Source organism: Fodinibius sp. SL11 (assembly GCF_052060035.1).
Lineage (GTDB): Bacteria > Bacteroidota > Rhodothermia > Balneolales > Balneolaceae > Fodinibius.
In genome coordinates this window covers 267,814-293,459 of record NZ_JBPOEA010000002.1, presented here as the reverse complement: position 1 = coordinate 293,459, position 25,646 = coordinate 267,814, and the positions used below count along the sequence as shown (strand labels likewise).

27 protein-coding genes are annotated in these 25,646 nt (G+C 43.9%); 8 read left to right on the top strand and 19 right to left on the bottom strand.

Features of this window, described 5'->3' with window-relative positions; translation table 11 throughout:
• Window positions 1–112: 112 nt before the first annotated feature.
• A complete protein-coding gene (locus tag ACQ76V_RS04425) occupies window positions 113–742 on the bottom strand; it encodes a helix-turn-helix transcriptional regulator (protein ID WP_440999270.1) in 630 nt (209 codons plus the stop codon).
• 32 nt (window positions 743–774) lie between these two features.
• On the bottom strand, window positions 775–1,530 hold the full coding sequence (locus ACQ76V_RS04420; protein WP_440999269.1) for a hypothetical protein: 756 nt from the start codon (window positions 1,528–1,530) through the stop codon (window positions 775–777).
• A 168-nt stretch (window positions 1,531–1,698) separates the two neighbouring features.
• Here ACQ76V_RS04420 and ACQ76V_RS04415 point away from each other — a divergent pair, with 168 nt between their 5' ends.
• From ACQ76V_RS04415 to ACQ76V_RS04385, 7 genes are all read left to right on the top strand, one after another.
• Entirely contained in the window at window positions 1,699–2,055 is a 357-nt protein-coding gene (locus ACQ76V_RS04415) for a ferredoxin family protein (RefSeq protein WP_095607180.1), read from the top strand.
• A 76-nt stretch (window positions 2,056–2,131) separates the two neighbouring features.
• Entirely contained in the window at window positions 2,132–2,374 is a 243-nt protein-coding gene (locus tag ACQ76V_RS04410; RefSeq protein WP_440999268.1) for a DUF2249 domain-containing protein, read from the top strand.
• Between the two features lie 6 nt (window positions 2,375–2,380).
• Window positions 2,381–2,707 carry a metal-sulfur cluster assembly factor gene (locus ACQ76V_RS04405; protein ID WP_440999267.1) on the top strand — a complete coding sequence of 109 codons (327 nt, stop codon included), beginning with the start codon at window positions 2,381–2,383 and terminating at the stop codon, window positions 2,705–2,707.
• A gap of 12 nt (window positions 2,708–2,719) precedes the next feature.
• A complete protein-coding gene (locus tag ACQ76V_RS04400; protein ID WP_440999266.1) occupies window positions 2,720–3,829 on the top strand; it encodes a hypothetical protein in 1,110 nt (369 codons plus the stop codon).
• 13 nt (window positions 3,830–3,842) lie between these two features.
• Window positions 3,843–4,280 (top strand): OsmC family protein, encoded by a 438-nt coding sequence (locus tag ACQ76V_RS04395; RefSeq protein ID WP_440999265.1) that lies wholly within the window; start codon window positions 3,843–3,845, stop codon window positions 4,278–4,280.
• A 67-nt stretch (window positions 4,281–4,347) separates the two neighbouring features.
• Window positions 4,348–4,914 carry a plastocyanin/azurin family copper-binding protein gene (locus tag ACQ76V_RS04390; protein ID WP_440999264.1) on the top strand — a complete coding sequence of 189 codons (567 nt, stop codon included), beginning with the start codon at window positions 4,348–4,350 and terminating at the stop codon, window positions 4,912–4,914.
• Between the two features lie 96 nt (window positions 4,915–5,010).
• Window positions 5,011–5,502 (top strand): DUF4149 domain-containing protein, encoded by a 492-nt coding sequence (locus ACQ76V_RS04385; protein WP_440999263.1) that lies wholly within the window; start codon window positions 5,011–5,013, stop codon window positions 5,500–5,502.
• A gap of 53 nt (window positions 5,503–5,555) precedes the next feature.
• Here ACQ76V_RS04385 and ACQ76V_RS04380 read toward each other — a convergent pair whose 3' ends face one another.
• The 8 genes from ACQ76V_RS04380 to ACQ76V_RS04345 all read right to left on the bottom strand — a co-directional run bounded on the left by ACQ76V_RS04380 (window position 5,556) and on the right by ACQ76V_RS04345 (window position 11,188).
• The gene (locus ACQ76V_RS04380; protein ID WP_440999262.1) at window positions 5,556–5,963 is read right to left on the bottom strand and encodes a cbb3-type cytochrome c oxidase subunit I; all 408 of its coding nucleotides are present in this window, start codon (window positions 5,961–5,963) and stop codon (window positions 5,556–5,558) included.
• Window positions 5,964–6,097: 134 nt separating this feature from the next.
• Window positions 6,098–6,559, bottom strand: coding sequence for a hypothetical protein (locus tag ACQ76V_RS04375; protein WP_440999261.1), 462 nt, complete (start codon window positions 6,557–6,559; stop codon window positions 6,098–6,100).
• Window positions 6,547–6,768, bottom strand: coding sequence for a DUF3565 domain-containing protein (locus ACQ76V_RS04370; protein ID WP_440999260.1), 222 nt, complete (start codon window positions 6,766–6,768; stop codon window positions 6,547–6,549). The genes ACQ76V_RS04375 and ACQ76V_RS04370 overlap by 13 nt, the downstream gene beginning before the upstream one ends.
• A 5-nt stretch (window positions 6,769–6,773) precedes the next feature.
• Window positions 6,774–7,229: a hypothetical protein gene (locus tag ACQ76V_RS04365; protein WP_440999259.1), complete on the bottom strand. Its 456-nt coding sequence runs from the start codon at window positions 7,227–7,229 to the stop codon at window positions 6,774–6,776.
• Entirely contained in the window at window positions 7,226–7,423 is a 198-nt protein-coding gene (locus ACQ76V_RS04360; RefSeq protein WP_440999258.1) for an acetyltransferase, read from the bottom strand. Before ACQ76V_RS04360 ends, ACQ76V_RS04365 begins: the two co-directional genes overlap by 4 nt.
• Complete coding sequence (locus tag ACQ76V_RS04355; RefSeq protein WP_440999257.1) at window positions 7,413–7,811, bottom strand: group III truncated hemoglobin; 399 nt, start codon at window positions 7,809–7,811, stop codon at window positions 7,413–7,415. The genes ACQ76V_RS04360 and ACQ76V_RS04355 overlap by 11 nt, the downstream gene beginning before the upstream one ends.
• 8 nt (window positions 7,812–7,819) lie before the next feature.
• On the bottom strand, window positions 7,820–9,070 hold the full coding sequence (locus tag ACQ76V_RS04350) for a hypothetical protein (RefSeq protein ID WP_440999256.1): 1,251 nt from the start codon (window positions 9,068–9,070) through the stop codon (window positions 7,820–7,822).
• A gap of 30 nt (window positions 9,071–9,100) precedes the next feature.
• Complete coding sequence (locus ACQ76V_RS04345) at window positions 9,101–11,188, bottom strand: acetate--CoA ligase family protein (RefSeq protein WP_440999255.1); 2,088 nt, start codon at window positions 11,186–11,188, stop codon at window positions 9,101–9,103.
• Window positions 11,189–11,305: 117 nt separating this feature from the next.
• Here ACQ76V_RS04345 and ACQ76V_RS04340 point away from each other — a divergent pair, with 117 nt between their 5' ends.
• On the top strand, window positions 11,306–12,709 hold the full coding sequence (locus ACQ76V_RS04340; RefSeq protein ID WP_440999254.1) for a tryptophanase: 1,404 nt from the start codon (window positions 11,306–11,308) through the stop codon (window positions 12,707–12,709).
• A 520-nt stretch (window positions 12,710–13,229) separates the two neighbouring features.
• Here ACQ76V_RS04340 and ACQ76V_RS04335 read toward each other — a convergent pair.
• From ACQ76V_RS04335 to nosD, 9 genes are all read right to left on the bottom strand, one after another.
• Window positions 13,230–14,618: a tyrosine phenol-lyase gene (locus ACQ76V_RS04335; protein WP_440999253.1), complete on the bottom strand. Its 1,389-nt coding sequence runs from the start codon at window positions 14,616–14,618 to the stop codon at window positions 13,230–13,232.
• A 32-nt stretch (window positions 14,619–14,650) separates the two neighbouring features.
• Complete coding sequence (locus ACQ76V_RS04330) at window positions 14,651–16,465, bottom strand: hypothetical protein (RefSeq protein ID WP_440999252.1); 1,815 nt, start codon at window positions 16,463–16,465, stop codon at window positions 14,651–14,653.
• 83 nt (window positions 16,466–16,548) lie between these two features.
• A complete protein-coding gene (gene ric / locus ACQ76V_RS04325; RefSeq protein ID WP_440999251.1) occupies window positions 16,549–17,268 on the bottom strand; it encodes an iron-sulfur cluster repair di-iron protein in 720 nt (239 codons plus the stop codon).
• An 80-nt stretch (window positions 17,269–17,348) separates the two neighbouring features.
• Window positions 17,349–18,386 carry a COX15/CtaA family protein gene (locus tag ACQ76V_RS04320; RefSeq protein WP_440999250.1) on the bottom strand — a complete coding sequence of 346 codons (1,038 nt, stop codon included), beginning with the start codon at window positions 18,384–18,386 and terminating at the stop codon, window positions 17,349–17,351.
• 156 nt (window positions 18,387–18,542) lie between these two features.
• Window positions 18,543–21,200 (bottom strand): pyruvate, phosphate dikinase, encoded by a 2,658-nt coding sequence (gene ppdK, locus ACQ76V_RS04315; protein WP_440999249.1) that lies wholly within the window; start codon window positions 21,198–21,200, stop codon window positions 18,543–18,545.
• A 13-nt stretch (window positions 21,201–21,213) separates the two neighbouring features.
• Window positions 21,214–22,590, bottom strand: coding sequence for an oxygen-independent coproporphyrinogen III oxidase (gene hemN, locus ACQ76V_RS04310; RefSeq protein ID WP_440999248.1), 1,377 nt, complete (start codon window positions 22,588–22,590; stop codon window positions 21,214–21,216).
• A 265-nt stretch (window positions 22,591–22,855) separates the two neighbouring features.
• A complete protein-coding gene (locus ACQ76V_RS04305) occupies window positions 22,856–23,647 on the bottom strand; it encodes an ABC transporter permease subunit (protein ID WP_440999247.1) in 792 nt (263 codons plus the stop codon).
• Complete coding sequence (locus ACQ76V_RS04300; RefSeq protein ID WP_440999246.1) at window positions 23,644–24,354, bottom strand: ABC transporter ATP-binding protein; 711 nt, start codon at window positions 24,352–24,354, stop codon at window positions 23,644–23,646. The genes ACQ76V_RS04305 and ACQ76V_RS04300 overlap by 4 nt, the downstream gene beginning before the upstream one ends.
• Window positions 24,351–25,598, bottom strand: coding sequence for a nitrous oxide reductase family maturation protein NosD (gene nosD, locus ACQ76V_RS04295; protein WP_440999245.1), 1,248 nt, complete (start codon window positions 25,596–25,598; stop codon window positions 24,351–24,353). The genes ACQ76V_RS04300 and nosD overlap by 4 nt, the downstream gene beginning before the upstream one ends.
• Window positions 25,599–25,646: the final 48 nt, after the last annotated feature.

The following is a 25,646-nucleotide window of genomic DNA, read 5'->3' as shown; positions in this document are numbered from 1 at the left end:
TGATTTACGATTCGTGATTATAAAATCATTTGATCCTGCAAATACGAGAAATTATTATGTTTAATACTATTTTATCCTTTTATATAATGAGCGCTATTTATAGACGATGCATTTAATCAGTCGGGATATTATAGGTGCAGGAATAATCACCATCGGCGATGTAGCTGGTCCGCTCTGCATTTTCGTTAAACAATTTCTTATAAAACATCTCTTCGAGTTTGCATGGTAGACGCGTCTCTTTTACAACTTCACTAAAGGGGCAGTTACACTCCTTTACCGTCAGCCACTCATCACTCTTATCAAAATCGAATTCCGGCATGAACCCCTCCTCTTCCAGCATCTGCATCAGTATATTAATCTTGGACTCCGGATCCTCGGCCGATGATTCCTTAATCCGATCTTGGGCTTCTTCGAGACGCTGATCCCAGAAATCCTCAAAAAAATCTTCCACCAACTGTTCGCTCCCTTTTGTTTTAAGATACTTGATAATATTGCGAATGAGCTTTGACTCGGATGAAGGAAACAAACTATTCCCTTTTGAGGTCAGCTGATACTGCAGGCTGGGGCGACCCGGTCCCGATCGTACGTAATCACGCTCTACATAGCCATCCCGCTCTAACTGCAAAAAGTGTTCACGCAGGGTCGTTTTAGCCAGATCAATCTCTTCCACAGCCTTATCAATAGAAAGAGTACCTCTCCGTTTTATTAAATCGATTATCTCTTTTTTTGAACCGGTAAACATAATGGGGGCTTTATATTTTTAACCTATTCAGTTTAGCTTTTGGCTTTTATCTGTTCTTTAACGCGTGGTAAAATCTGATCCTTCTCTATCTCAAACTGTTTTTCTAATTTAGAAAACAAAATTTTAAAATTCTCATTTTGAATTCGCAGTGTTGAACACGCATTTCCGGGATTTTCGAACTCATTCCCTTTCTCCCGAATCGTCTTCATCAAATTTCGCAGACGAGGCTGATCTCTTTCAATTACGCTAAACGATTTCTCTAATTTTTGGATGGTCCCGTGGTTCAGATTGTTATTACTATTATTTTTGAGGCGTTCGATTAGCGGGTAAAACTTTTCCTGTTCAAACGCATAATACATACCGAGGGCTTCTCTGAATTTGTCATAATCCCACTTCATCGTCTTAAGCCACGGATACTGATTGCCGTGTATTTTGCGGATGCGGGGAAAGTTTTCGTCTATCTCTTCCAAAAGCGATCGATTGGGGCTAATAAATGATTCTTCCAGATATGTAGTCCATTCTGGCAGTGTAGAATCTTTATCAGGCTTCTCCCTACTTTTATTTGAAACTTCCCCATTTGTCGTCGAACTGTGTTTCTTTAACCACCGGAGCACTTCTACTTCACTCCATTTACGCTGCTGACAAACCGACCGGAGCGTTTCCTGTTCATGATTGGCTGGTGATAACCCAATAGAAGAAAGCAGCTCACCCGCCTCACTATCCGAACGAACTATTTCTGTAATAGTAGCTTCAGGAGTAAGATTTGAAAGGGATTGATCAGAATTCATATCATCATTTTTATTCAAATTGGATTTGTTTCCAATCCGTCTCTAAGATATCGATGATTTTATGATTAATCAATAAAAAAGGTTAAAACCGTTTTTATAGTTGATATTCATTTTAGGGACTCCTACCTTTTAGGTGAAGCAATAAAAATCGAGTAGTATTTAGCAGCTATGGCATACGTTGTAACCGATCCATGCATCCAATGCAAACACACCAACTGCGCGGCGGTTTGCCCCGTTGATGCGTTCAGGGAAGGACCCAACTTTTTGGTGATTGATCCCATTGAATGCATTGATTGTGATGCCTGCGTAGCCGAATGTCCCGAAGAGGCAATTTATCCGGATGATGAAGTACCGATGGAGTGGGAAGATTATATCGAGTTAAATGAACGGCTTTCTGAAGAATGGGCCGATCATATCATCAACCAAGCTAAAGAGGCCCTGCCGGATGTTGATCAATGGAGCGGCCAAGAAAATAAACGCAAACACCTTATTAAAAGCTGGCAAGAAGAAAAAGCAGTGAAGTAGTTATTGGGTAATAGTTATTCGTAGGTGCAAAACCTAATAATTATTAACCAATAACTAATAACTAAAGTCAAAAACAATGCCTGATACAGTAGAAGAAATTGACGTTCGTAAAATTCCTCCTCATAAAAAGCATGCAACAATTTTTGATACCTACGATGAGCTTGATGAGGGAGAAGCTTTTATCATTATAAACGACCATGATCCCAAACCGCTGCGTTACCAAATGTCTGCCATGCACGGACAGGATAACTTCAGTTGGGATTACCTTGAAGAAGGTCCTGAGGTTTGGAAAGTACATATCGGCAAAACTACTGAATAACGAATTATGGATTCTACTCCCATAGATAGGCGCACGATAGTCCGGCAGCTCCGCGATGTCATTGATCCCGAGTTAGGGGTCAACATCGTTGATTTGGGACTGGTATATAACATCTTGATTGGCGATGACAAGGTGGTGCTTGAATATACCGTTACTACGCCGGGCTGTCCCATGCGCCGATACCTGCAGCAAGAGATCGAGAAAGCGCTGGAATCAATAGATGAAATTGATAACTACGAAGCGAAAATTGTCTGGGAGCCGGAGTGGAATGTGGATATGATAAAAGATGACGTTGAGTTTTTTGCTCATCCCCCACCCCAACAACGTGTATAATTACTCCAGAATATGAACAAAGTACCAACCTCTGTACTTGTGGGACTGCTGATTTTGGCGGCCGTAGGATTACTTGCCGGCCTATATTCCGGCTTGGTCCGCCTGGGATTGCTCTCTTTCGCAACCCCACTGGTATCGCCTATAGCCCACGGACCGCTAATGATCAATGGTTTTTTGGGCACGCTCATCGGCCTGGAACGCGCCGCTGCTCTCGAAAAAAAGTGGGCCTACGCCGCTCCGGTATTTTTAGCGGCCTCAACCATCCTGCTGCTGATTGGGTTTCCCGGCCCCTCCAACGGTGCGCTGATCCTGGGATCGGTAGGACTTACGTTCGTCATGGGATACCTGTACTACCTACAGCCCAAAATCTATCATTTAATTATGGCGCTGGGGGCCTTTTCACTGTTAGTAGGTAATCTACTCTTTGTGTCTGGTACCCCCATTTACTCGATTGTTGGTTGGTGGGCGGCCTTTCCCATGCTCACTATTTTTGGCGAACGACTCGAGCTCAACCGCATCATGCGTCCGCCCAAGCGAGCTCAGCATATTTTTACAGTGCTCATTTTAGGATGGCTGGCCTCCCTGTCTATCACTCATATTGATCACACAATTGGCTGGCGTATGGCCTCTCTCCTGCTCATCGGTATCGCGGGATGGCTCATCAAATACGACATTGCTCGTAAGACCATTAAATCTGTAGAATGGACGAAATACAGTGCTATCTGCCTGCTCACTGGTTACGGATGGCTAATCCTTGCCGGACTTTTTGGTCTGCGGTATGGTCTTCCTACGGCCGGACCTATCTACGACGGACTGCTGCACATGCTTTTTGTGGGATTTGTATTCAGCATGATCTTCGCTCATGCCTCGGTCATTATCCCTTCGCTTTCGGGCAAACTGGTGCCCTGGCACACTTATTTCTACCTGCCGCTTATACTGTTACACGGATTTTTATTAGTACGGATAGCCGGCGATATACTGGAACTTCATCAAGTGAGAATTATTGGCAGCTATGGAAATGTGGCGGCTATTATCTTGTTTTTAGGTGGAATTATGTACCAATTAACGAAAGAAATTTTTTCTCAGAAATCTGAATCAATATCAACAAAAACACAATCTTAAATAATACAACATTATGCCTACACGTAAAGCAAATGCACAATGGAATGGAGATTTAAAAGACGGAAAAGGAACAATGGAGCTGGAAAGCGGTTCCTATAAAGGTGCATATTCATTCGCTTCAAGGTTCAAAAATGGAGATGGAACTAATCCCGAAGAACTTATTGGGGCCGCTCATGCCGGATGTTATTCCATGGCGTTATCTAATGAGCTTGCCAAGGCGGGATACGATCCACAGTCGGTAGAAACCGAAGCGAATGTGACATTTGAAGTTACCGATGATGGACCAACAATTACCAAAGTTAAACTTATCACAGAAGCTAATATCTCTGATATTGATGAAGATACTTTTCACGAATTTGCCAACGGCGCCAAAGAAGCATGTCCCATTTCTAAAGCGTTGTCGGGCACAGAAATATTACTTGATGCCACACTGCTTACTACAGCAAAATAATGTGTAATCACATAAATACTTTCGTATCTTATATACTTAATTTTTAACCTAAGAATAACTCACATTTATGACACGTTTTGCACCTTATTTATTCTCATTGATGTTGCTTTTTGTCACTGCCTGCGGCGGTGGTTCCGAACAACAAGCCGAAGATCAAACAGCCGAGACTGAAGTTACTGAACAGGCTGATGACATCCGTACTATTGAGGTAGTCGGTATTGACCGCATGAAATTTGTTGTTGACGGCCAAGAGGAAGGAATTACTACCGGCGAAAAAATGGGAGATTATGTATTGCTAAAAACAATCTCAGCTGAACCCGGCGAAGAGATTCGTATTCGGTTGCATACTGAGAGCGATCTACCTGCTTCGGCTATGGCGCACAACTTTATACTACTTACCATGAACGCTGATGCCGCAGCCTTTGCCAATGCCGCATCCAAGGCCCGGGATAATGATTACATCCCTACTGATTTAGAAGATCAAATCATTGCTCATACCGACCTTGCTGCCGGTGGAGAAACTGTTGAGGTTACTTTTACCGCTCCCGAAAAAACTGGAGAATATGAGTATATCTGTAGTTTCCCCGGCCACTATTCAGGCGGAATGAAGGGTATCCTTAACGTAGAAGAATAACCTTTATTAACGTTTTATTTTTATTACCAAAGGCGGCTGAACAGATCAGTCGCCTTTTTTATTTCTATCATTTTCTCAAAACAGCAAATGATAACTATGTATTATCTCTCAGTTTTTATTCACATAACTTCGGCTATTTTCTGGATTGGCGGCATGCTGTTTACAGCCGGTGTGTTAGTTCCGGCAACACGTCACGAGTTACTTAAAAACAAGAAGGGCGAATTTTTCACGCTTGTCGGTAAAAAGTTCAGCCGTATCTCTTGGGTATTATTTATCGTCTTAATAGTAACTGGTATTACCAATTTATTAACTCGGGGATATACGATTGAACAACTTCTTACCGGATCGTTCTGGATAGAGGTCTTTGGCGGATATCTATTTATAAAATTATTGGTATTTGGATTGGTGATAATCGTCAGCGGTATACACGATTTTTATGCCGGTCCTAAAGCGGCCGAACTCATGGATGAGCAGCCTGACCATTCCCAAACAAAACAAATGCGCAAAATTTCAAGCTGGCTGGGGCGCCTTAACTTGATCCTGGGATTAGTCATTTTGTATTATGCCATACGCTTACTGAGAGGATAAAAAGTATCAAGTAATGGAGTAGAGTAATAAGTTATTTTTTTACTTCTTACTCATCACGTATTATAACTAACGGCCCGGTTCCAGTGCAGAACAATAAACAGTGCAACAGCTCCCACTTCCAACAGACGTCCGATTATCGTAGCAGTTGAATTTAGTATATCCAGACAGGATGCTACATTGATTAAAATACCAAGATTTAACAACCCGACCATTGCCAGTGCAAGTCTGGGATTTCCTCTCGATTTCGTTTTCAGGTAGCGCGGTAAAATCCAGTAGGCTGTTCCCATCGTCAGCTGGATAATCCACCCGAAAATACTCACTTCGATATGAACTGAAAGCAAGCTCCATACTGAAGAATACTCGGGATACACCTTGCTGATTAAAATCAGCGCCCCAATAGTGAATCCTACCAGCATGTACAGCATCGAAGCTTTGATCATCCAGCGACTGGGTGTAGGCATAGAGTTGTTAGTAGGTAATTAGTATTGTATTCATGCTTAAAAACTATCGGTGTTATGCTGAAATCGTTTCAGCATCTGTAATACAAAATTTTTAAGTAGACCCTGAAACAAGTTCAGGGTGACACAGTAATTTATTATTTATTTTTTGAATTCTTCTGTTTTCGCTTCTTCTTGCGTTGCCGGCGGCGCTGTTCTTTCGATTGGATGCGTGGCCACAGCTCGGTGATGTAGGTCAGTGCTGCCAATACTTGACTTACCGCCGAAATTACAATCAAGACATCCCATAATAACCCCGTTGCCAAATACGTGGCAGGTTCAGCAATTACGCGCAGCAATAATCCTCCATTCAGAAAAATATACGTCAGCCAACCCCACAATTGAGCTTGAAATCCTTCTTCCCGTGTCCGGCCGGGAAACATCCACATGGATACGCCAAAAATAATCTGCGTAATCCAGCCAACCATCAGCAAGTGCCAAAAGAGCGGCACTATTCCCGAAAATTGCAGCCAGTTGAACTCCGAAGCCAATCCCAGCAATAGTGAAGCCAAAAAGTAAACGAGTCCTGTTTTAATAAATACGCGCGCTATTCTCGGCATGACGGATCAAAGTCTTGAGGTTCGTTACGATCACATTTTTTACAGTTCAGTTCTTTTCCAAGTCGGCTTTTTCGTCCCTCTTCTGTTGTAACCCAGGGGCGCAGGATCCACGGTGGATTATGCCGTACGTGCTGATTGTGTCCGCACGCCAGTTCGGCCACCCAATCGTCTTCTTCATCTTTGTGAAAACCAACAATCGGTTGCTTCATGAACACTAATCCCTTTCTAAACGGGCCGTGGATATAGACTCCCGATAATTCGAATGACAATCCACACAGCCCTGCTGGGTTATGCGATAATGTTTAAGCACTTTCTGCATATTTTGCTCAACAGCTGCCATCCGCATCGAATCAGCATGATGATGCACTACCATATCAAACTCCACAAATTGTTTCATCTCTTTACCTAATGTTTTCTTCACCAACTTCTTGTCCTCGACTGTCATTGTGGGATGTCCAGATATATTTCCCGCTCCTTCTTCGATCATTAAAAAATCCTCAGTGTAAATTCCACGGTCAACCTGCTGAATATCATTCAGTAGTTGCTGCATCATCGGCACCAGCGACAAGGTTTCGGGCTGATTGGATTTATCCTGGGGATACCATGTCCACCCCATTACAATGATAGAAAGTCCTAAAAGTACTGTAAATACCATTATCGATTTTTTCATTTTTCCATTCTTTTTTGAATTACGTTTTCAATATTGAGTTGTTGAATAGAGCTAACAGCCGCCTCCATTGCTCCTTCGGCACATAATCCGCTCATCAACGCATCTTTAAAACCTTCACGAGCTGCTTCTATACAAGCTTTACGCACAGATTCAGCTAATCCTATTCGGCTATATTTATGATCCTCATTTGCCATAATTAGTCCCATTCTTTTGATCAAACTTTCCTTCCATCGCCAGTCGCGTGCTGAATGAGTTTGCAATATTCACAGCCAACTCTTTTGCATATTCAGCTCTATTACCTTTAAAATGCTCATCAACGGTTTCGGTAAACAGACTTACCCACCGTCCAAAATCTTCTTGTTCAATCGGCAGGGGCAGATGTTGTCTAAACGGACGTCCTTTATATCGTTTCGTGCGAAACAACATCTTTGACCAAAAATCTACCATCTTGGGAAGGTGCTCATCCCAATCTACATCGGCAACCTCATTAAAAACATACCCCAAACGCTCATCCTTCTCTACTTTTGCATAGAAGGAATGCACCAAGGTAGTAATATCTTCTTCATTTCGAATATCGTGCATAGAATAAATTATACTTTTTTTCTTTGGGATTGTATCAACATCGTCCAATATACAAGTACCGTTAAAATTGGAAGGATCGCCCCCAACGCCAAAGCATCGACAATCCAAGCCCCTGAAAGTGCCCGGGACCAAACTCCGGTAAACATTAGTAAGGTGATGAGGGTAACTAAAATAGCCACTCCTATAAGATGGAAAAAGCTTTTTGAAACTGATGTCCTGTTATTGAACCAGGCAAAAGCCGACAATGTTAATCCACCTAATAAAAGAATATGTAGGTAAAGTACGCGTAATCCGGGATCTGAGAGCCAAAAAGAACTTGGCACTACCGAAGCGCCCAACTGCATAGCTCCTTTCAGAGTCAAAAGTGCTACAGGCCAAATCCAAATTGGATGGTTCCATTTTCCGGATCTGAATACAACAGCCAACATCAACAACAAACCAATTGCTGCCAAGCCGCCGCCAAAGCGCGCCGTACCTAACAGCATGGGTGTCAATAGTGATTCTGAAATTCCGTAGGGAAATGTCAATGGTGCCCCTATGGCAATAGCTCCCAGTGCAAAATGCGGAGAAGTCCACCAGTTTTGCACACTAATTTCAAGTTCACTGATCAAAATGGTGCAGAGTACCAACACTACCCACCCTTCGGTAAACGAAGCAAGAAAAAAGTGGGTCATGCTTTTCATTAGCAGGTGTGATTGCGGAGCCAGCTCCTGAATAACAGCCACGCCCCAGGCACCAAACGAGCAGACCACCAGAAAAACAAGTGCTCCATCCATCCATGGAAGGCTTTCATCACCTTGCAAAGCAGTTCGACTTTTCCAATAACCGACCACAAATCCATACCAGCCAATCATCACAAATCCGGAAAAGATAACCGACAATGGAAGTGTGGCGGATCTGAAAGCCACCGGACGATATCCATAGAACAAGAAAAAAGGATAGGCCAATAAGCCGAAAAATATAATTGCGGTAATGGAATATTTCATCCAGACAGCACCTTTTGTCATCCCTTTAGTTTGGTTAATAACCTTTTGCATGATGATATACAATGGAAGCGGTACCGCCCATCCAAAAAACATGAGATGAGAATGAGCGTGGCGAATATTACCCAGCGACAACTCTCCCGGCACCCATCCCATCATGCCCAACCGATACAAAAAACCCGTTAGACCCGCCAACACAAAACAGGCTATGGAAGCGTGCCATAACCATTGATTACTCAAATAGTTGTTATCAGAAGAAATGTTTTGTTCAATCACGGGTTCTAAAAACTTACAATTTTTCTTTCCTCAAATAGTGGGCTTTGAAGGTACTTTTTCGTCCTCAATAACAGTACCTCTTACATCTACTGCATAGGCCCCCTCTCCTTCGGATAACACATATAACGGATTTATTTCCAGCTCATCAATGTTGGGTAAATCATTGCCGAGTTGAGACAGCCGCATTAAGTAACGGATGACCGTTTCGCGATCGGCCGGAGACTGATTTCGCCAACCCTTTAGCTTAATGCCGGCCCGGGTAGCATCCACAAGTTTTTCGGCTTGAAGACGATTCAAGGGGGCAATCGCTGATTCTACATCCTGCAGTAGCTCTACATCCGTACCCCCTGTCCCAAATAATATCATTGCTCCAAATTGCGGATCACGCCGAAGCCCCATAATCACTTCCTGCCCACCGGTCAGCATTTTCTGAACCTGCACGCCTTCCATATCAATGCCCGCTAATTCAGCTGACTGTTTGATCTCCTTCCATGCTGATTGTACATCTTCAGCATTACGAAGTCCCAGCTTTACCCCATTAACTTCTGTTTTATGCGAAACCGATTCAGAAACCAACTTTAATACTACGGGATAGCCAATTGACTCGGAGGCCGTAACAGCAACTTCCTTAGTTTTAGCAAGCTGCTCCTCGGGAAAAGCAATACCATACTCTTCGAGCAGCGATTTCCAATCTTTTTCCAAGACACTTCTTTGCACTTCCTGTTCATTAAAATCAGGAAATCGCTCGGGCGTTTGCTGAGGAGTATCGAGCCATTCTTTCCGTTTAACCATGGCTCCCAATACTGACGCCACACGCTCCGGGAAAGCCACATTCGGTATTTTTCGCTTATGTAAAATTTTAAGCGCCTCATCCACTGAGGCCTTCCCCATAATTGAAGCAATGACCGGCTTTTTGTGTGTACCGGCTACTTCGCCCACCACTTCGGCCAAGCTGGCTGGTAAAAACCAATCCTGGGGAGCCTGAATAACAACGACTGAATCTACTGTTTCATCGGTAAGCAGAGCATCCAATGCCACCGCATAAGTACCCGGACCGGAACCCGCCAACACATCTACGGGATTGCTAACGCTGGCTGCTTTTGGCAGACGCGATTCTAAATAATTTTTGGTCTCTGCAGTTAACTCTGCCAGCTCCAACCCGGCTTTTTCTAAAGCATCAACAGCCAGGATTGCCGGTCCGCCGGCATTGGTTAATACTGCTACATTTTTCCCTTCGGGAAGCGGTTGCCAAGCCAAGGCCCGTGCCCAGTCAAACATCTCTTCCATCGTTTCTGCTTGTAAAACGCCGCTACGCTCAAAAGCTGCTCCATACGCCTCGGCACTGCCGGCCAGCGCTCCGGTATGGGATGCCACCGCACGGGCTCCGCTTTCTCCTCGACCTCCTTTTAGAGCCACTACCGGTTTATCTTTAGCTGCTTTTTGAGCCACTTCCATAAACTCTTTTCCATTTGAAACCCCCTCAATATAGGCCGTAATCACCTGGGTTTGGTTATCCTCATGCAGTGCTTTAATCATCTGCGTTTCGTTGACATCAACCTGATTACCTAAACTCACAATTCTCGAAAATCCTACCCCCGCTCCACGTGCCCAATCAATCACCGACGCCACCATTGCCCCCGATTGCGAACAAAACCCAATTTCTCCTGATTCGGGCATGCCCGTTACAAAAGTTGTATTCACCGGAGTATGCGTATCGATGGTACCAATACAGTTGGGGCCAATAAAATTGACATCCCATTCCTTTGCTACTCTTGTCAGTTCTTCTTCCAGCCGCCGACCTTCTTCACCGGTCTCACTAAAACCACCGCTAATTACGATTGCATGTTTGATGCCTCGCTCTCCACATTGGGTAATAACTTTTGGAACAACCGGTGCCGGCACAATAATTATAGCTAAATCCACGGGATCAGGGACTTCATCAACCGAAGGATAGCACGGCAAATCCAAGATTTCAGTTGCTGATTTGTTAACCGGATATATCCCGCCCTGGTACCGATATTCTTTGAGATTTCGAACCACACCGTAACCCAGTTTATGGGGATTACGAGAAGCACCTATAACTGCAACACCCTGTGGCTTGAAGAATGGATTTAGCATTGTAAATGGAATTCTAATTTAAGAGTTATTTGTCTTATTTTACCGTTAATATTATACTTTGTCAAAGACAAAACCTTCTTTTTATTCGAATAATATTAACTGAAATTCAACATTATTATGACTCCATCGTCCCTTTCTCCTTTTCATACTGATACAATCATCGAACCTTTTCGTATCCGTTCGGTAGAACCCATCCGTTTTACCACGATGGAAGAACGCGAGCGACTGCTTAAAGAGGCAGGATATAACCCGTTTTTATTGAAAGCAAAAGACGTGCTTATTGATCTGCTTACCGACAGCGGCACCGGAGCGATGTCATCCAAACAGTGGGCGGGTATGATTGAAAGTGATGAGTCTTACGCAGGTTCTTCTTCGTTCTACAAGCTGGAATCAGCCGTGCAGGATATTACCGGTTTTAAACATCTCATTCCTACCCACCAGGGACGTGCTGCTGAAAATATTTTCTTTACTACCATTGCAAAAGAAGGTGATGTAATTCCCAGTAATACTCATTTCGATACTACTCGCGCCCACGTTGAACATGCCGGGGCCGAAGCACGCGATCTCGTTATTGATGAAGGAAAACAGCCTCAAAGCAATCATCCCTTTAAAGGAAATATGAATCTTGAAAAACTTGATCAAACTATTCAGGAAGTAGGTCCAGAAAATATCCCCGTAATTATGATTACCGTCACAAATAATTCGGGTGGCGGACAACCGGTAAGCATGGCCAATATCAAAGGCGTTTCAGAAATCGCTAAAAGACATAACATCCCGTTCTTTATTGATGCCTGTCGTTTTGCGGAAAACGCCTGGTTCATCAAAATAAGAGAAGACGGTTTCGCGGATAAAAAGCCGATCGATATTGCCCGGGAGATGTTTAATTATGCCGATGGTTGTACCATGAGCGCCAAAAAAGATGGAATGGCAAATATTGGCGGTTTCTTAGCACTCAACAGTGATGAGTTGGCATCAGAATGCCGTAATCTTGAAATTTTGACCGAAGGATTTCCCACCTATGGCGGCATGGCCGGCTATGATATGGAGGCAGTCGCCCGCGGACTTTATGAAGCCCTTGATCCCGACTATCTCCGCTATCGCATTCGTTCTATCAGCTACCTTGGGGATAAGCTGACTAATGCTGGTATTCCTATTGTAAAACCTACTGGCGGACATGCCGTGTACCTTGATGCCAAACAGATTCTTTCCCATATCCCGCCGACGGAATATCCCGCTTGGTCGTTTAATAATGCTCTCTATTTATTGGGTGGCGTTCGTGGCGTAGAAATTGGAACGGTGATGTTCGGTAAACAACCCGACGGATCTGAAAAACCGGCGGCTATGGAATTGGTGCGCTTGGCCTTCCCGCGACGCATGTATACCCAAAGTCACGTGGATTACCTGGCTGAAGTGATTATATCAGCTTATGAACAGCGTAATAAGTTAAGCGGATACAACATTGTTGACAGCCCGGAAGTGCTGCGACATTTCTCCGCACGACTGCAACCTATTGATGAGTAGTGATAAAAGCTATCCACATTCGTCAAGGGAATCCTTATACATTTATGGATAACTTTTTTTAAAGGACTACAGGTATTCCTGTGTTAGGATGATGGTGGAGAAACTGTGAATATGCTGATAAAGAAGGGCTAAAAACTAAAAAAGCCCTGCGGTTGCAGAGCTCTTTTTTGATCAACTGTTTGTAATATACGATGATTACCCTATACGGAACAAGCTTTTCTTCTATATACTAAATAATATATAAGTAATCTGTAATTAATAATATATAAAGTATAACTATTAAGGTGTTCTTATTGGAAATAAGATAGAAGAAAATATAAAATTTCATGTCATAAATATAACTTTTTGTGCTTATTAGTTGTAGTTCACAGATAGAATTACTGATTAAACTTTTTTTCTATCTATCAGGAAGGCATAAAAATAACCCACCCCAAGCAGAGCCTGGGATGGGGAAAAGGATATAACTAATTAAGAAATATTTCTCACTCCGAACGAGAGGTGCGGAACGAGATTCATGCCATTACTTCAATTTCTTGAAGCGTGACTGGAAGAATCGCAGGTATTCCGGCTCGTAATCGAAGGCAAGTCCGGTAATGTCCTCCCGCTGTTGGTAAACCGCGTCGACCGACTCAGCTACCACATCCATATGCGCCTGGGTATACACGCGCCGTGGAATTGTTAGACGTACCAGTTCAAGCTCGGGATAATTATGTTTGCCCGTTTCTGGATTACGTCCGGCCGAAACAACGCCGCGCTCCATACTACGGATACCGGCATCAAGATATAACTCGGCAGCCAGCGTCTGGGCGGGCAGCTCATCCTGACTCAAATGCGGCAATATTTTCTTTGCATTCAAAAATACGCCATGACTTCCAATAGGTCGCACTACGGGAACACCCATATCTAAAAGATTTTCTCCCAGGTACTGCACCTGCCCAACGCGAGCACGAATATGATCTTCGTCCACTGATTCGGTAATACCAATTGCCAGGGCCTCCATATCACGTCCGGCCATACCGCCGTAAGTATGCAGCCCTTCGTAGACCACTACCATATTTTGCGCCTTGCGGAACAGCTCCTCGTCATTAAGCGCCAAGAATCCACCAATATTTACCAGCGCATCCTTCTTGGCACTCATTGTGGCTCCGTCAGTAAGCGAACAAATCTCTTTGACAATTTCTTTGATGGGCGTATCCTCGTAGCCTTCCTCACGTTGTTTGATGAAATACGCATTTTCGGCCACCCTCGTCATATCATGGATAATGGGAATATCATACTTATTCGTCAACTTCCTGACTTTTTTCAGATTACCCAGCGAAATCGGTTGTCCTCCAGCCATATTAACAGAAGTTGCTATAGACACATAAGGTATTTTATCTGCCCCTTTATCTTTGATGAGGTCTTCAAGCTTATTAAGATCCACATTCGCCTTAAACGGATGCTCATTTTCTGGATCATGCGCCTCATCAATAATTACATCCACAAAGGTACCGCCGGCCAGTTCTTGATGCAGCTTGGTTGTGGTGAAATACATATTACCGGGTACAAAATCGCCCTCGTCAATCATCAGCTGAGAAATCATGTGTTCGGCACCACGTCCCTGATGTGTCGGAACCACATGCTCGTACCCATAATATTTTTGGATCGCTTCCTCGAGATGATAGAAATTGTCACTGCCGGCATAGGCTTCATCGCCCATCATCATACCCGCCCATTGCCGATCGCTCATGGCAGACGTACCGCTGTCGGTTAGTAGATCGATATACACATCGCGCGATCGTAATAAAAATGTATTATAACCGGCTTCTTTAATTGCTTTTTCTCGTTCTTCACGACTGATCATCCGAACCGGTTCTACCATCTTAATCTTGTACGGTTCGGCCCATGATCGTTCATTCTTATCTGCCATAATTAAAATCTATTTTATATTTTGTTTCTGATTTATACCTTCACAGAAATGCGTTCTTCATAATTGCTTATAATAGAATGCAGACGCTCTTTCTGTTTGGATACAGTAAAGGAAATTGACGACAAATTTTCATCCTGATAAGGGATAGAATCAGCGATTTCCAAACAATAGGCCATTCCCCTATCCAAGTTCTTTTGAAACTTTTGCAATTTCTTCAAACCGGATTCACCATCCAGCTGCTCAGCCAGCTCTTCTACATAATCAACGTATAGGGTAATTTCCTTGGCAAACATGTGGGGACGTTGTTCATCGGCCAGCGACTCATTTCGTCCATAGATATGATCAACCATATCACGGAGTGTATACTCACCCTCATAATAAGCGATATTCGGTCCCGGACAGATCGCCTGCGGCGCACGGTGTTCAGCCAGAATTCCCAAATTGATAAGCGCTCCATTACCCAGATGATCACATAAACAAGCCTTATTAAGCACTTTTTGACGCTTCTGCTCTTTTTCATCCTCAGCCATTTCACTTTGTGCTATCTGATCAAGTTTTAACAGCTGATATTGGGTTGAAGCTGTACAAATGGGCTGCTCGGTAAATTCGGTATTAGATTTCAGGTATCCTTTGGGGCAGGGCGAACCAGGCTTTTCTTTGTTTATGCGCTCTTGATGCCACTGCTCGGATCCTGTATCTCTTACATTATTAAAGGGTACCCCCAACGGTGATACTCCGCTGAGATACAGCTCTTTTTCGCCCGCATCCTCCAACAGCTGACGCGTAGGCTTATCCACGGTTGTAGCTTCGGGCACTAATAGAAATGGACTGCCCCATCCGGTGGCATCCATCTCAAAATCACTCAACAAGCGCTCTGCTTCACCGCTTACTCCGATACCGCCCTGAACCGTAAGACGGGGCTCAGTAATTTTCCAGTCATCCGAAAAACCATCTTCGTTTTCTTCATAATATTTTTCTATCAGTGGTTGAACAGCGTTGGTCAACTGATCACGCTTCTCGCGGAATTCCCGAAGTAGACTCGGCATCAAATGTCCATCGGAAGGAAATGCATGTCCCCCGCAATTCAATCCAGATTCAATACGATATTCAAAAACCTCAAGTCCCTTTTTTGCCAGGTACTTGCCTTGTATCAAGGCTGAGCGAAAATCACTCACCTTGAGGATGATTTTCTTCTTAATCTCCCCTTTTGTATCCCGATAAAAATCCTTGAATTCCGTAATATAGTTATAAAGACGAGGATTAAATCCTGCGGATAAAATCAGGCTGGACGACACTTTACTTTTAGCGTATCCACGGAGGGCCGCACTGGCATCACTGAACTCTTTACTCATAGGCGCACCGCCTTTGCTATAATTCAGCTTATCCACCTTGGCCATAATATTCACGTCAATCGATCCAGGCTTCATCATCCGTGACAATTCACAAGATAGACGATCCCGCATACTGCCCTCATCAGTGCTCATAAGTTGATTGTATTTTTCCTTAATGGCACTTCTATCAGGAAGCATCTCGAAATATTTGGCCTTGTCATTCTTCTCAAAAAATGGCTGGTTTTTAATAGCAGAAAACTTCTTTCCTACAATTTCTTTCACCGTATCCAAATAAGCGGTGATGCGTCGAGCACGTCCATCTTCGGCAGTACGTCCAATGTTGTCGTATTCAAAATCGTACTTTTGGCAGTAATACTTGCGGATTTTTTCGACCAGCAGATCATCCACAATAGAAATTACCGAGTTAATACCGTACGGTCCAACCCGGATTGGAGAATCGATAGAGTGACCAGTCCCCATTACGGGGATTGAAAAATTATGAGGGGAATGAGACATGAATTTACTGTTCTTTTATTTAAAACTTCTCTACAATGATGAAACAGGTACCACACAATAATGTAGAGAAATAGTAATTGGATTTAGTTTAATCGTTGTTCGAGTTCAAGTGCTTTTGGAAATAAAATATTGTTCTCCAGGTGCACGTGTTTATGCAGGTCCTGCTCAAAAGCTTCTAAATTTTTAAATAGAATTCGATAGGTTGTACATGCATCTTCAGGAGGCGTAAAATCGTTGCTTAATTTTCTAATCTTTGCTATCGATGTACCGGCTTCGTCATGCTCTTCTTCCATCATCGCAATAGGATTAGCGGCCTCTTCAAATTCCGGCTTTTCCGGCTTCGTCCCATTTTTCTCAGCTTCTACCAATTCTTTGATGTAGGGAAAAAGGATGCGCTCTTCTTTATCCAAGTGATTGAATATCTCAGTGTGTAGCATCGTGAATTCATAATAAATCTCGTGCAGTTCTTCATGTCTATCCCCATGAACCTTGGCAACCTTTTTTGCGTACTTACCAATTTCAGGCAGTTTGTTTCTGGTAAATTCATGATGATTGTTGACGATATAGTCCACCAAAAAATCCAGTGACCATTGATCATAATTGTCATCCTTCTGTCCATCACTATTTAACTCTTCCAACGCGGAATACACTACACTCGGATCTATATCATTTTTAGCACATGCTTCCTCAATCGTATGATTGCCGCCACAGCAGAAATCCAACTTGTATTGCTGAAAAATCTGTGCTGTTCTATAATCATCCTTAACAATCTGTCCGACTGTTCGTTCTTCTGTATTATTCATAAGAATGCTTTGTTTTCGTAGGGAAAGGCTCCCCATTAATTTAGTATTTAAGACTATCTTGTCTTAAAATAAGAATAATATTAGAGAGTTGTCCAATTAGATTTAAGGTCGCGGTGATACCATATCCAGAAGAATAAAACTACCAGTGCACCGGCCTGGTGAACTACCCCTATCAGAAGTTCTACATGAGTAATAACCGTTAAAATACCAAGCACATATTGCGTGAGTATCATCCCAAGCAGTATTCGTGCTTTTTGTTTCATCAGGTGGCTTACATCGGAATGATCACTTTTCCACCAAAGTCCGATAGCAACTAATCCCAGCAGGGTACCTAAAATACGGTGGGTCCATTGCACGGTTCCGGGATTTTCAACTAAGTTAGCAATTACCGGCTGATACCCCCATGCATTTTGCGGTAACCACTCACCGTTCATCAAGGGAAAGGTATTATAGATATATCCCGCATCAAGTCCGGCGGTAAAGGCGCCCCAAATAACCTGAATAACAAAAAGTACTAACAACCCAACGGACCATCGACGTAATGACGGTACGTCTGAACTTTCTTGAACTGGATCATCATCGTAAAGATCAAGAGCATACCAAATACAAAAGCTAAATAACAACATGGCTAAAATAAGGTGAGCAGCCAATCGATAATGACTTACATACGGTACATCAACAAGACCGCTTTTTACCATAATCCAACCCATGGCCCCCTGCAGGGCTCCCAACCCAAATAACACCCATGCACAACGCAAGGTCTTGGCGTTGAAATATCCGCGTATCCAGAAAAAAGCAAAAGGTATCAAAAAGACCAGTCCGATCATTCTTCCCAGAAGACGATGCAGATATTCCCAAAAGAAAATCTCTTTAAATTCGCCCAGCGACATACCCGCATTGAGCTGCTGATACTGCGGAAATTCCTTATAACGTTCAAAGGCAGCCAACCAATCGGCTTCGTTCATTGGTGGAATAGCCCCCATAATCAAGCTCCAGTCAGACATCGAAAGCCCGGAATCGGTAAGACGGGTGATACCGCCTACAACTACCATCAGAAAAATGAGTACCGCACCAGACCAGAACCAAACTCTTACAGCCTTTCTTTCAAATGAATTCACAAAAAATGTATTGCCGTCTGTTAATGATTTTAATTGTATTAGAAGTTATTTAATGGCTTCAATCCTCTCAAATAAAAGTCACAAAACCTTACGAATTAGAAAGCTGTTCCCCCAATTATATGAGGGAACAGCGGATGATATCAGTTGATCATGAAGTTATGATGAAACGACTTCTTTTCCTGATCGCAAAAAGGCCTGTGCCGCGGCAAGTCGTGCAATGGGCACACGGTAAGGTGAACAGGATACGTAATTCAATCCAAGGTTGTAACAGAATGCCACACTGCTTGGGTCACCGCCATGCTCACCACAAATACCAACTTTGAGATCTGATTTTGCTCCTCGTCCTTTTTCAACGCCCATTTGCACAAGCTGACCAACGCCTTCTTCATCGAGCACCTGGAAGGGATCATTTTTGAGGATACCTTCATTCAGATAGTACTCAAGAAATTTACCGGCATCGTCACGACTATATCCGAATGTCATCTGCGTAAGATCGTTGGTACCGAATGAGAAAAAGTCGGCCTCTTCAGCAATTTTATCAGCAGTCAGCGCCGCGCGGGGAATTTCAATCATCGTGCCCACTTTATAATCGACCGAACTGCCCTTTTCGGAGAATACCAGTTCGGCAATTTCATCAACCACATGCTGTTCATGGATAAATTCCTCGGCCGTTCCCACCAACGGAATCATAATCTCGGGATACACCTCTTTACCGCGATTTTGCACCTCAACAGCCGCTTCCAGGATAGCTCGAGCCTGCATTTCGGTAATTTCGGGATAGGTTATTCCGAGTCGACATCCACGGTGACCCAGCATGGGATTAAACTCACTGAGTAATCGAATTTTGCGCTTGAGCTCAATTGTTTTAATACCGAGTTCTTTGGCAAGTGCTTCAACCTCTTCTTCCTCATCCGGCAGAAATTCGTGTAGCGGCGGATCTAACAGTCGAACCGTAACCGGCAGACCATCCATCGCCTCAAAAATCTCTATAAAATCCTCCCGCTGATACGGAAGTAGGTTTTCCAAGGCACTGCGTCGCTCTTCTTCACTTTCCGAGATAATCATTCGGCGCATTTCGCGAATTCGCTCTTCGCCAAAAAACATGTGTTCAGTACGAGTGAGACCTATGCCCTGTGCCCCGTATTCTCGAGCTCGCAAGGCATCTTCCGGAGTATCGGCATTGGTACGTACTTTCATATCGCGGTACTCATCCACCCAGCTCATAAAAGTTCGGAAGTTATCACCAAACTGTGGTGCTTCCACCTCCTTTTTACCGTTGATCACCGTTCCGCGTGCACCGTCAATCGAGATCCAGTCGCCCGCTTTAACAGTCACGTCACCGGCAATAAATTGTTGGTGGTCGTAATCGATATTGATACTGTCGCAACCGGCCACACAGGGCTTGCCCCATCCGCGGGCTACTACAGCAGCGTGACTGGTCATTCCTCCACGAGACGTAAGAATACCTTCGGCTGCCGACATGCCGCCCACATCTTCGGGGCTTGTTTCTATACGGACCAAAATTACCGGATTTCCTTTGCCGTGCTCCTCCTCAGCCTTATCAGAATCAAAAACGACTTTACCTACTGCAGCACCGGGCGATGCCGGTAACCCTTCGCCAAGGATGTCGTTCTCATCAATTTCGTCTTCTTTTAGCTGTGGGTGTAACAGCTGATCCAGGTGACCCGGTTCAACCAAGTTAGCTACCGCATTATCTTTTTCAAGAATGCCCTCATCTACCATATCGATTGCAATTTTAACAGCAGCTGCTCCGGTTCGCTTGCCGTTGCGCGTTTGGAGAATAAACAACTTGCCCTGCTGAACAGTAAATTCTATATCCTGCATATCTTGGTAATGCACTTCAAGCTGATTGGTCAGCTCGAGCAGTTCGTCATACGATTCAGGCATCACCTCTTTAAGCTCGTTGATATCGCGAGGCGTACGGATACCGGCTACTACATCTTCACCTTGGGCATTAATTAAAAACTCCCCATACAATTCATTAGTCCCGTCGGAGGGATTCCGGGTAAAACAAACGCCTGTGGCACTATCGTTACCCATATTTCCATAAACCATCGCCTGGACATTTACTGCCGTGCCCAGTAATCCAGTTATCTTATTTATCTTGCGATACTTAATGGCACGCTTGGCATTCCATGACCCAAACACGCCATTAATAGAAAGTCGTAGCTGATCATCGGGCTGCTGGGGAAAATCTTCTTCCGTATTATCTTTATATACTTTTTTATATCGATCGACCAGCTCTTTGAGATCGTCCACATCCAGCTGGGTATCGAGTTCAACCGATTTCTCATCCTTTAGCTCCTGCAGTGCTTCCTCAAACTTTTCATGAGCTACGCCCATCACCACATCCCCAAACATATCGATAAACCGACGATAGCAATCGTAGGCAAATCGTTCGTTCCCTGTTTTCTGCGCCAATCCCTTTACTGACTGATCCGTCAAACCAAGATTTAACACCGTATCCATCATACCTGGCATCGAAATGGCCGCACCCGACCGAACCGAGACAAGGAGCGGATCTTCGGGATCACCAAATTGCTGATTCATCAATTCTTCAAGGTGCTGAATGCTGTCTTGTATCTCATACTCAAGTCCTTCGGGCCAACGGCCGTCGTTCTCATTATAAAACTTGCACACTTTTGTGGAGAGCGTAAATCCCGGAGGGATGGGCATACCAATGCTGCTCATTTCCGCAAGATTTGCTCCTTTACCACCCAGCAAATCTTTCATTGATTTATCGCCTTCTGCTGTACCGCCGCCAAAATTAAATACCTGGTTCTTAGCATCCATAACTAACACCTTTTTATACTGTTTTGGAAAATGAGCGATCAGATTTTTTCTGATTTAAATATTTATCGAAACACATGGCAATATTGCGTAGAAAAAGTCGGCCACGCTCAGTTATCGTAATTTTATTTTCGGATACTTCCACAAATCCATCAGTCTGCAATTCGGACAGACGTTCAAGACTGCTACTAAAGTAATCCTCAAAAACTATGCCCCATTTATCCTCGATTTCATCAAATGAGAGCCCCATCTTGCACATAATTTGCATTATTACATGATGGCGCAGCTTGTCATCCTTGCAAAGCTGCAATACTTTGGCAACCGGACGTTTATCGCTATCCAGCTGTTTATAATAATCGCCGAGTTCTTTGGTGTTCTGCCAGTAGTAATCCCCCACATTAGAGATGCCAGACATGCCAAAAGCATACAGGTCAGCACCGGCCAACGTACTGTATCCCTGAAAGTTACGCTGCAGTGTTCCGTTTTCCATGGCTTTCGTCAGCTCTTCATCTTCGCGCGAAAAGTGATCCATCCCAATAAATCGGTAGCCGTTGTTGGTCAGGTATGAGATGCTGAGCTGCAACATGGCCAGTTTTTCGTTCGTCGTGGGCATATCCTCTTCGTTAAGCAGTTTTTGTGCCGGCATCATGCTGGGAATATGCGCGTAGCTGTACACAGCCAGGCGATCGGGCTGCAGGCTCAGAACATCGTCCATGGTACTCCGAAATGTTTTGAGCGTCTGCAGCGGAAGTCCATAAATAAGATCAAAATTGATAGCGTTAATACCTGCTTCGCGGAGCCATTCGGTAACCTGCTTTGTTTGCTCAAAGGGTTGGATGCGATGGATCGCTTTCTGCACCTCTCCATTTGTATCCTGCACACCCAGTGAAGCGCGATTACAGCCAATATCAGCCAGCGTTTGGATATGCTCTTCCGTACATTTGCGCGGATCAATCTCCACGCCAAACTCTGTCTCTTCGGTCACATTAAATCGACCGCGGATGGCCTTGCCCAGTCGTTGTAGCTGCTTGGGTTTTAAAAAGGTAGGCGTACCTCCGCCAAAGTGAATTTGTACGACTTTAGAATCAGGGTGCAGTAATTCAGCCACTTGGTCCATCTCTTTCTCCAGATAATCGAGGTAGAGGTCGCCGCGATCCTGATCTTTGGTGATCACTTTCGTACAGCCGCAATACCAGCAAAGCGAAAAACAAAATGGAATATGGAAATAAAGCGATATGGGATGCGGCTCAGCATTGCGTTCAATCAGGTAATGATGTAAAGAGGCTACGTCAACCTCGTCGGCCTCCTGAAACTGTACCGCCGTGGGATACGACGTATAGCGCGGTCCCTGTACATTATATTTCTTAATGAGATCAAGGCTTACATCTTCCATAATTACCAAATCTATTTCTGCATTGTATGGCGAAAGCGTCCGCTTGTGCCATAAGTCTACTGATAACACGAGCAGATGCTCGCGCGATTTTATTATTGCTGGAACCTTTGAAACTACACGCTCTGAAAGGGTTAAACTCCTAAAGCGGGAGTATAACTCCCTTAGAGTCATGGCTCTTATAAAGTTTTATTTTCCGCTAAACGGATGTAATTATTCAACTAAATATTCGGTTCTGTTTAAATCCGTGGAAATCTGTGGTGGTGCATTAAAAATCTTTCTTTTCGAACTGCCGCTGGCATCTCCACAGCGGGATACCAAGCCACAGCATCAGACAACTTAATGCAACGCTAATACCCATCATGCTGCCAAAAAAGCGATTGAATACTGCTCCGGTATACCCCATCAGCGCCGAAATATCAAACTCTAATAGTACTGTAATACGCGCCAGATCAATTGGGTTGGCCAGAGCAAGCGCAAGCATGGGTTTTTCAATAGGATAATCCCCGAAAGCAAATACTGCGAGCAGCACCAATCCATCATAGAGTACCGCCAAAAAGAGCCAGCTTACCAAAGCAAATCCGAGTCCTTTTACGCGGTCTTCGAAAAACCTGAGTCCAAACCAGAAACCGAGCCCGGTAAACAACAGCGTCAAGGCAATACCCAGCAACAAAATCAACAAAATGGACTGCAAATTTGCGGTGACAATCATGCCGGAATAAATCATGGGAAGTGCCGTCCCTACGGTAAATGCTAATGCCAGCGGAATAGCCAAGCCGCCAAATAATCCCCAAAACAATGATGGGCGATCGATTGGTTGGGCCAGCAGTAATTCGGTAAATTCACGCGACTGATACAGATACAGTGCGCCATAAATCATCCCCACGAGTGGTATCAGCAACAACATAATGTTTGAAATGCTGAGCATCGCTTTGGGACCGGCATTACCGAACCGTATCATTGCGTCGGAAATAAGCAGGTAAATAAGTCCATATCCGACAATCCACTTGCCGCGGAGCAGATCTTTCCATTGATATCTTAAAATCGTTAGTGTTTTCATGCTGCTGATTCCTCCATCATTTTTGCTACGGCGCCTTCAAGCCGCTGTTCTTGTTGTCGCTCCATGAGCTCGCGCATTGGTCCGTCATATCGAATATTTCCTTCTACAATAAAGATCAGATGGTCAGTCAATTCCTCGATCTCACTCATAATATGGGAGGTGAGCAATACCGTTTTACCCTTCTCCTTCTCTTCGTGCACCAGCTTCTTAAACTGTACGCTTGACTTGGGATCCAATCCGGCGGTAGGTTCATCAAAAATCAGGATCTCCGGATCAAACATCATAGCCAGAATAGCACCCACCTTTTGACGCATTCCCCCAGAAAGGGCTCGCATTCGTTTGTTGATCTCATCATCCAACTCAAAATATTCGAGTAATTCTTGGTCACGATTAGTATTACTGCCCCGCATGTTTTTGATAAACTGAAAGAGTTCACCAATCGTCATATTTTCGGGATACCGAGCTACTTGCGGCATATAACCAATTTTGTTGCGGTACTCCCATTGTCCTTTAATTGATTGTCCATCAACAAAGATCTTTCCGGACGTAGGTTTTACAAGGCCCAATAATGCTTTAATCGTTGTTGTTTTTCCCGATCCGTTAGGTCCAACGATGCCGGTAGCCTGTCCAGCCGGTATTTCTACATCCAGCTCGTTCAGTACGGTACGGCCACCAAAATCCTTGCGTAACTTTTGTATTGAAATCATAGCACAGGTTCCATTTTCGGTTTAGAATCAATGAGCGTTTCCGGAGTAAGTGCCGGCATGAATTTTTCGGCAGCATCCAGTATATCGATAAGCAGGCTTCGCAAAAGCAGTAGCGACTGCGGTTGCTTTTCAACCAGAATTGAAAACAGGCGCACCGGACGATGCGGTACATCGCCTATTCCATCTCGATCCAGATCATAACCCTCATACTGACTCCAGTAATTTTCATCAAAATTATTACTGTAATTCATTCTACTGTTTGTAGATACTTCAAAAGAGTTGGCAACAAAATTATTTTCACGGAAGGTGTTATCCGTTGAATTCGCCATTAATTTTACAGCCCACCCATTTTGGTTAAACTTGTTGCCTTCAATGCGGTTTCGACTGGATGCTTCCATGTAAAGCCCAACAGAATTATCCGAAAAAGTATTTCCGGTTACAACACTTCTGTTGATCTCTTTTAGCAGCATCCCGTAGGCCGAGGAACCCCAGTTATCAGCAAAATGATTATTCACAATCTCTACATTCGAGGTATACATTACTGCTACACCTCCACCATTATCCCGAAAAGTATTACCTTCGTAACGGCAATTATCAGAATACATAAAGTGGATACCGTAGCGAATGTTATTTTCACTTTCATTACCGGCAATAAAAGCTCCTTCTACAAACTCAAAATAAAGCCCGTCGCGGTGGCCACTAACATAGTTATTAATAATTTCTACATCTTTTGTGTACCAGAGATGAATACCATTGCCAGAGTTCGTTTCGCGCTGACGTGAGGCCGTAATGTAATTCCCTTTAATAGTTGAGCCCTCCGATTTTGCAAGGTATATCCCAAAAAAGTTATTGATCAACCTTACATTTTCGATGCGAACGTAGTCGGCGCCTTCAACAGCAATACCTGCATAATCATCCATGAATCCGGCTTTGCTGTTGTGGACTTCAATATTCTTAATGATCGCGCTATCGGCTTCTACAACCACAACAAAGCCCTGCTCATCACCATCGATAATGGCGTTCTCTTCTCCCAACAATGTGATTCTTTTGTTTACACGGATGTCGTACTCGACATATCGCCCTTCCTTGACTAACACAGTGTCGCCGGGTTGAGCATGATCAATTCCTGCCTGTACAGAAGTGATATCACCGTCTTTAGATACAGTGACCTGCCCAGCATAACTCAGCGGAGCCATGAGCAACAGACCTACGAAAATTGCTAATATTTTTGATATCACGTTCATTGCCTCAATCCTTTTTTTGAGCAAATTAAATTGTACGGTACTACGTGC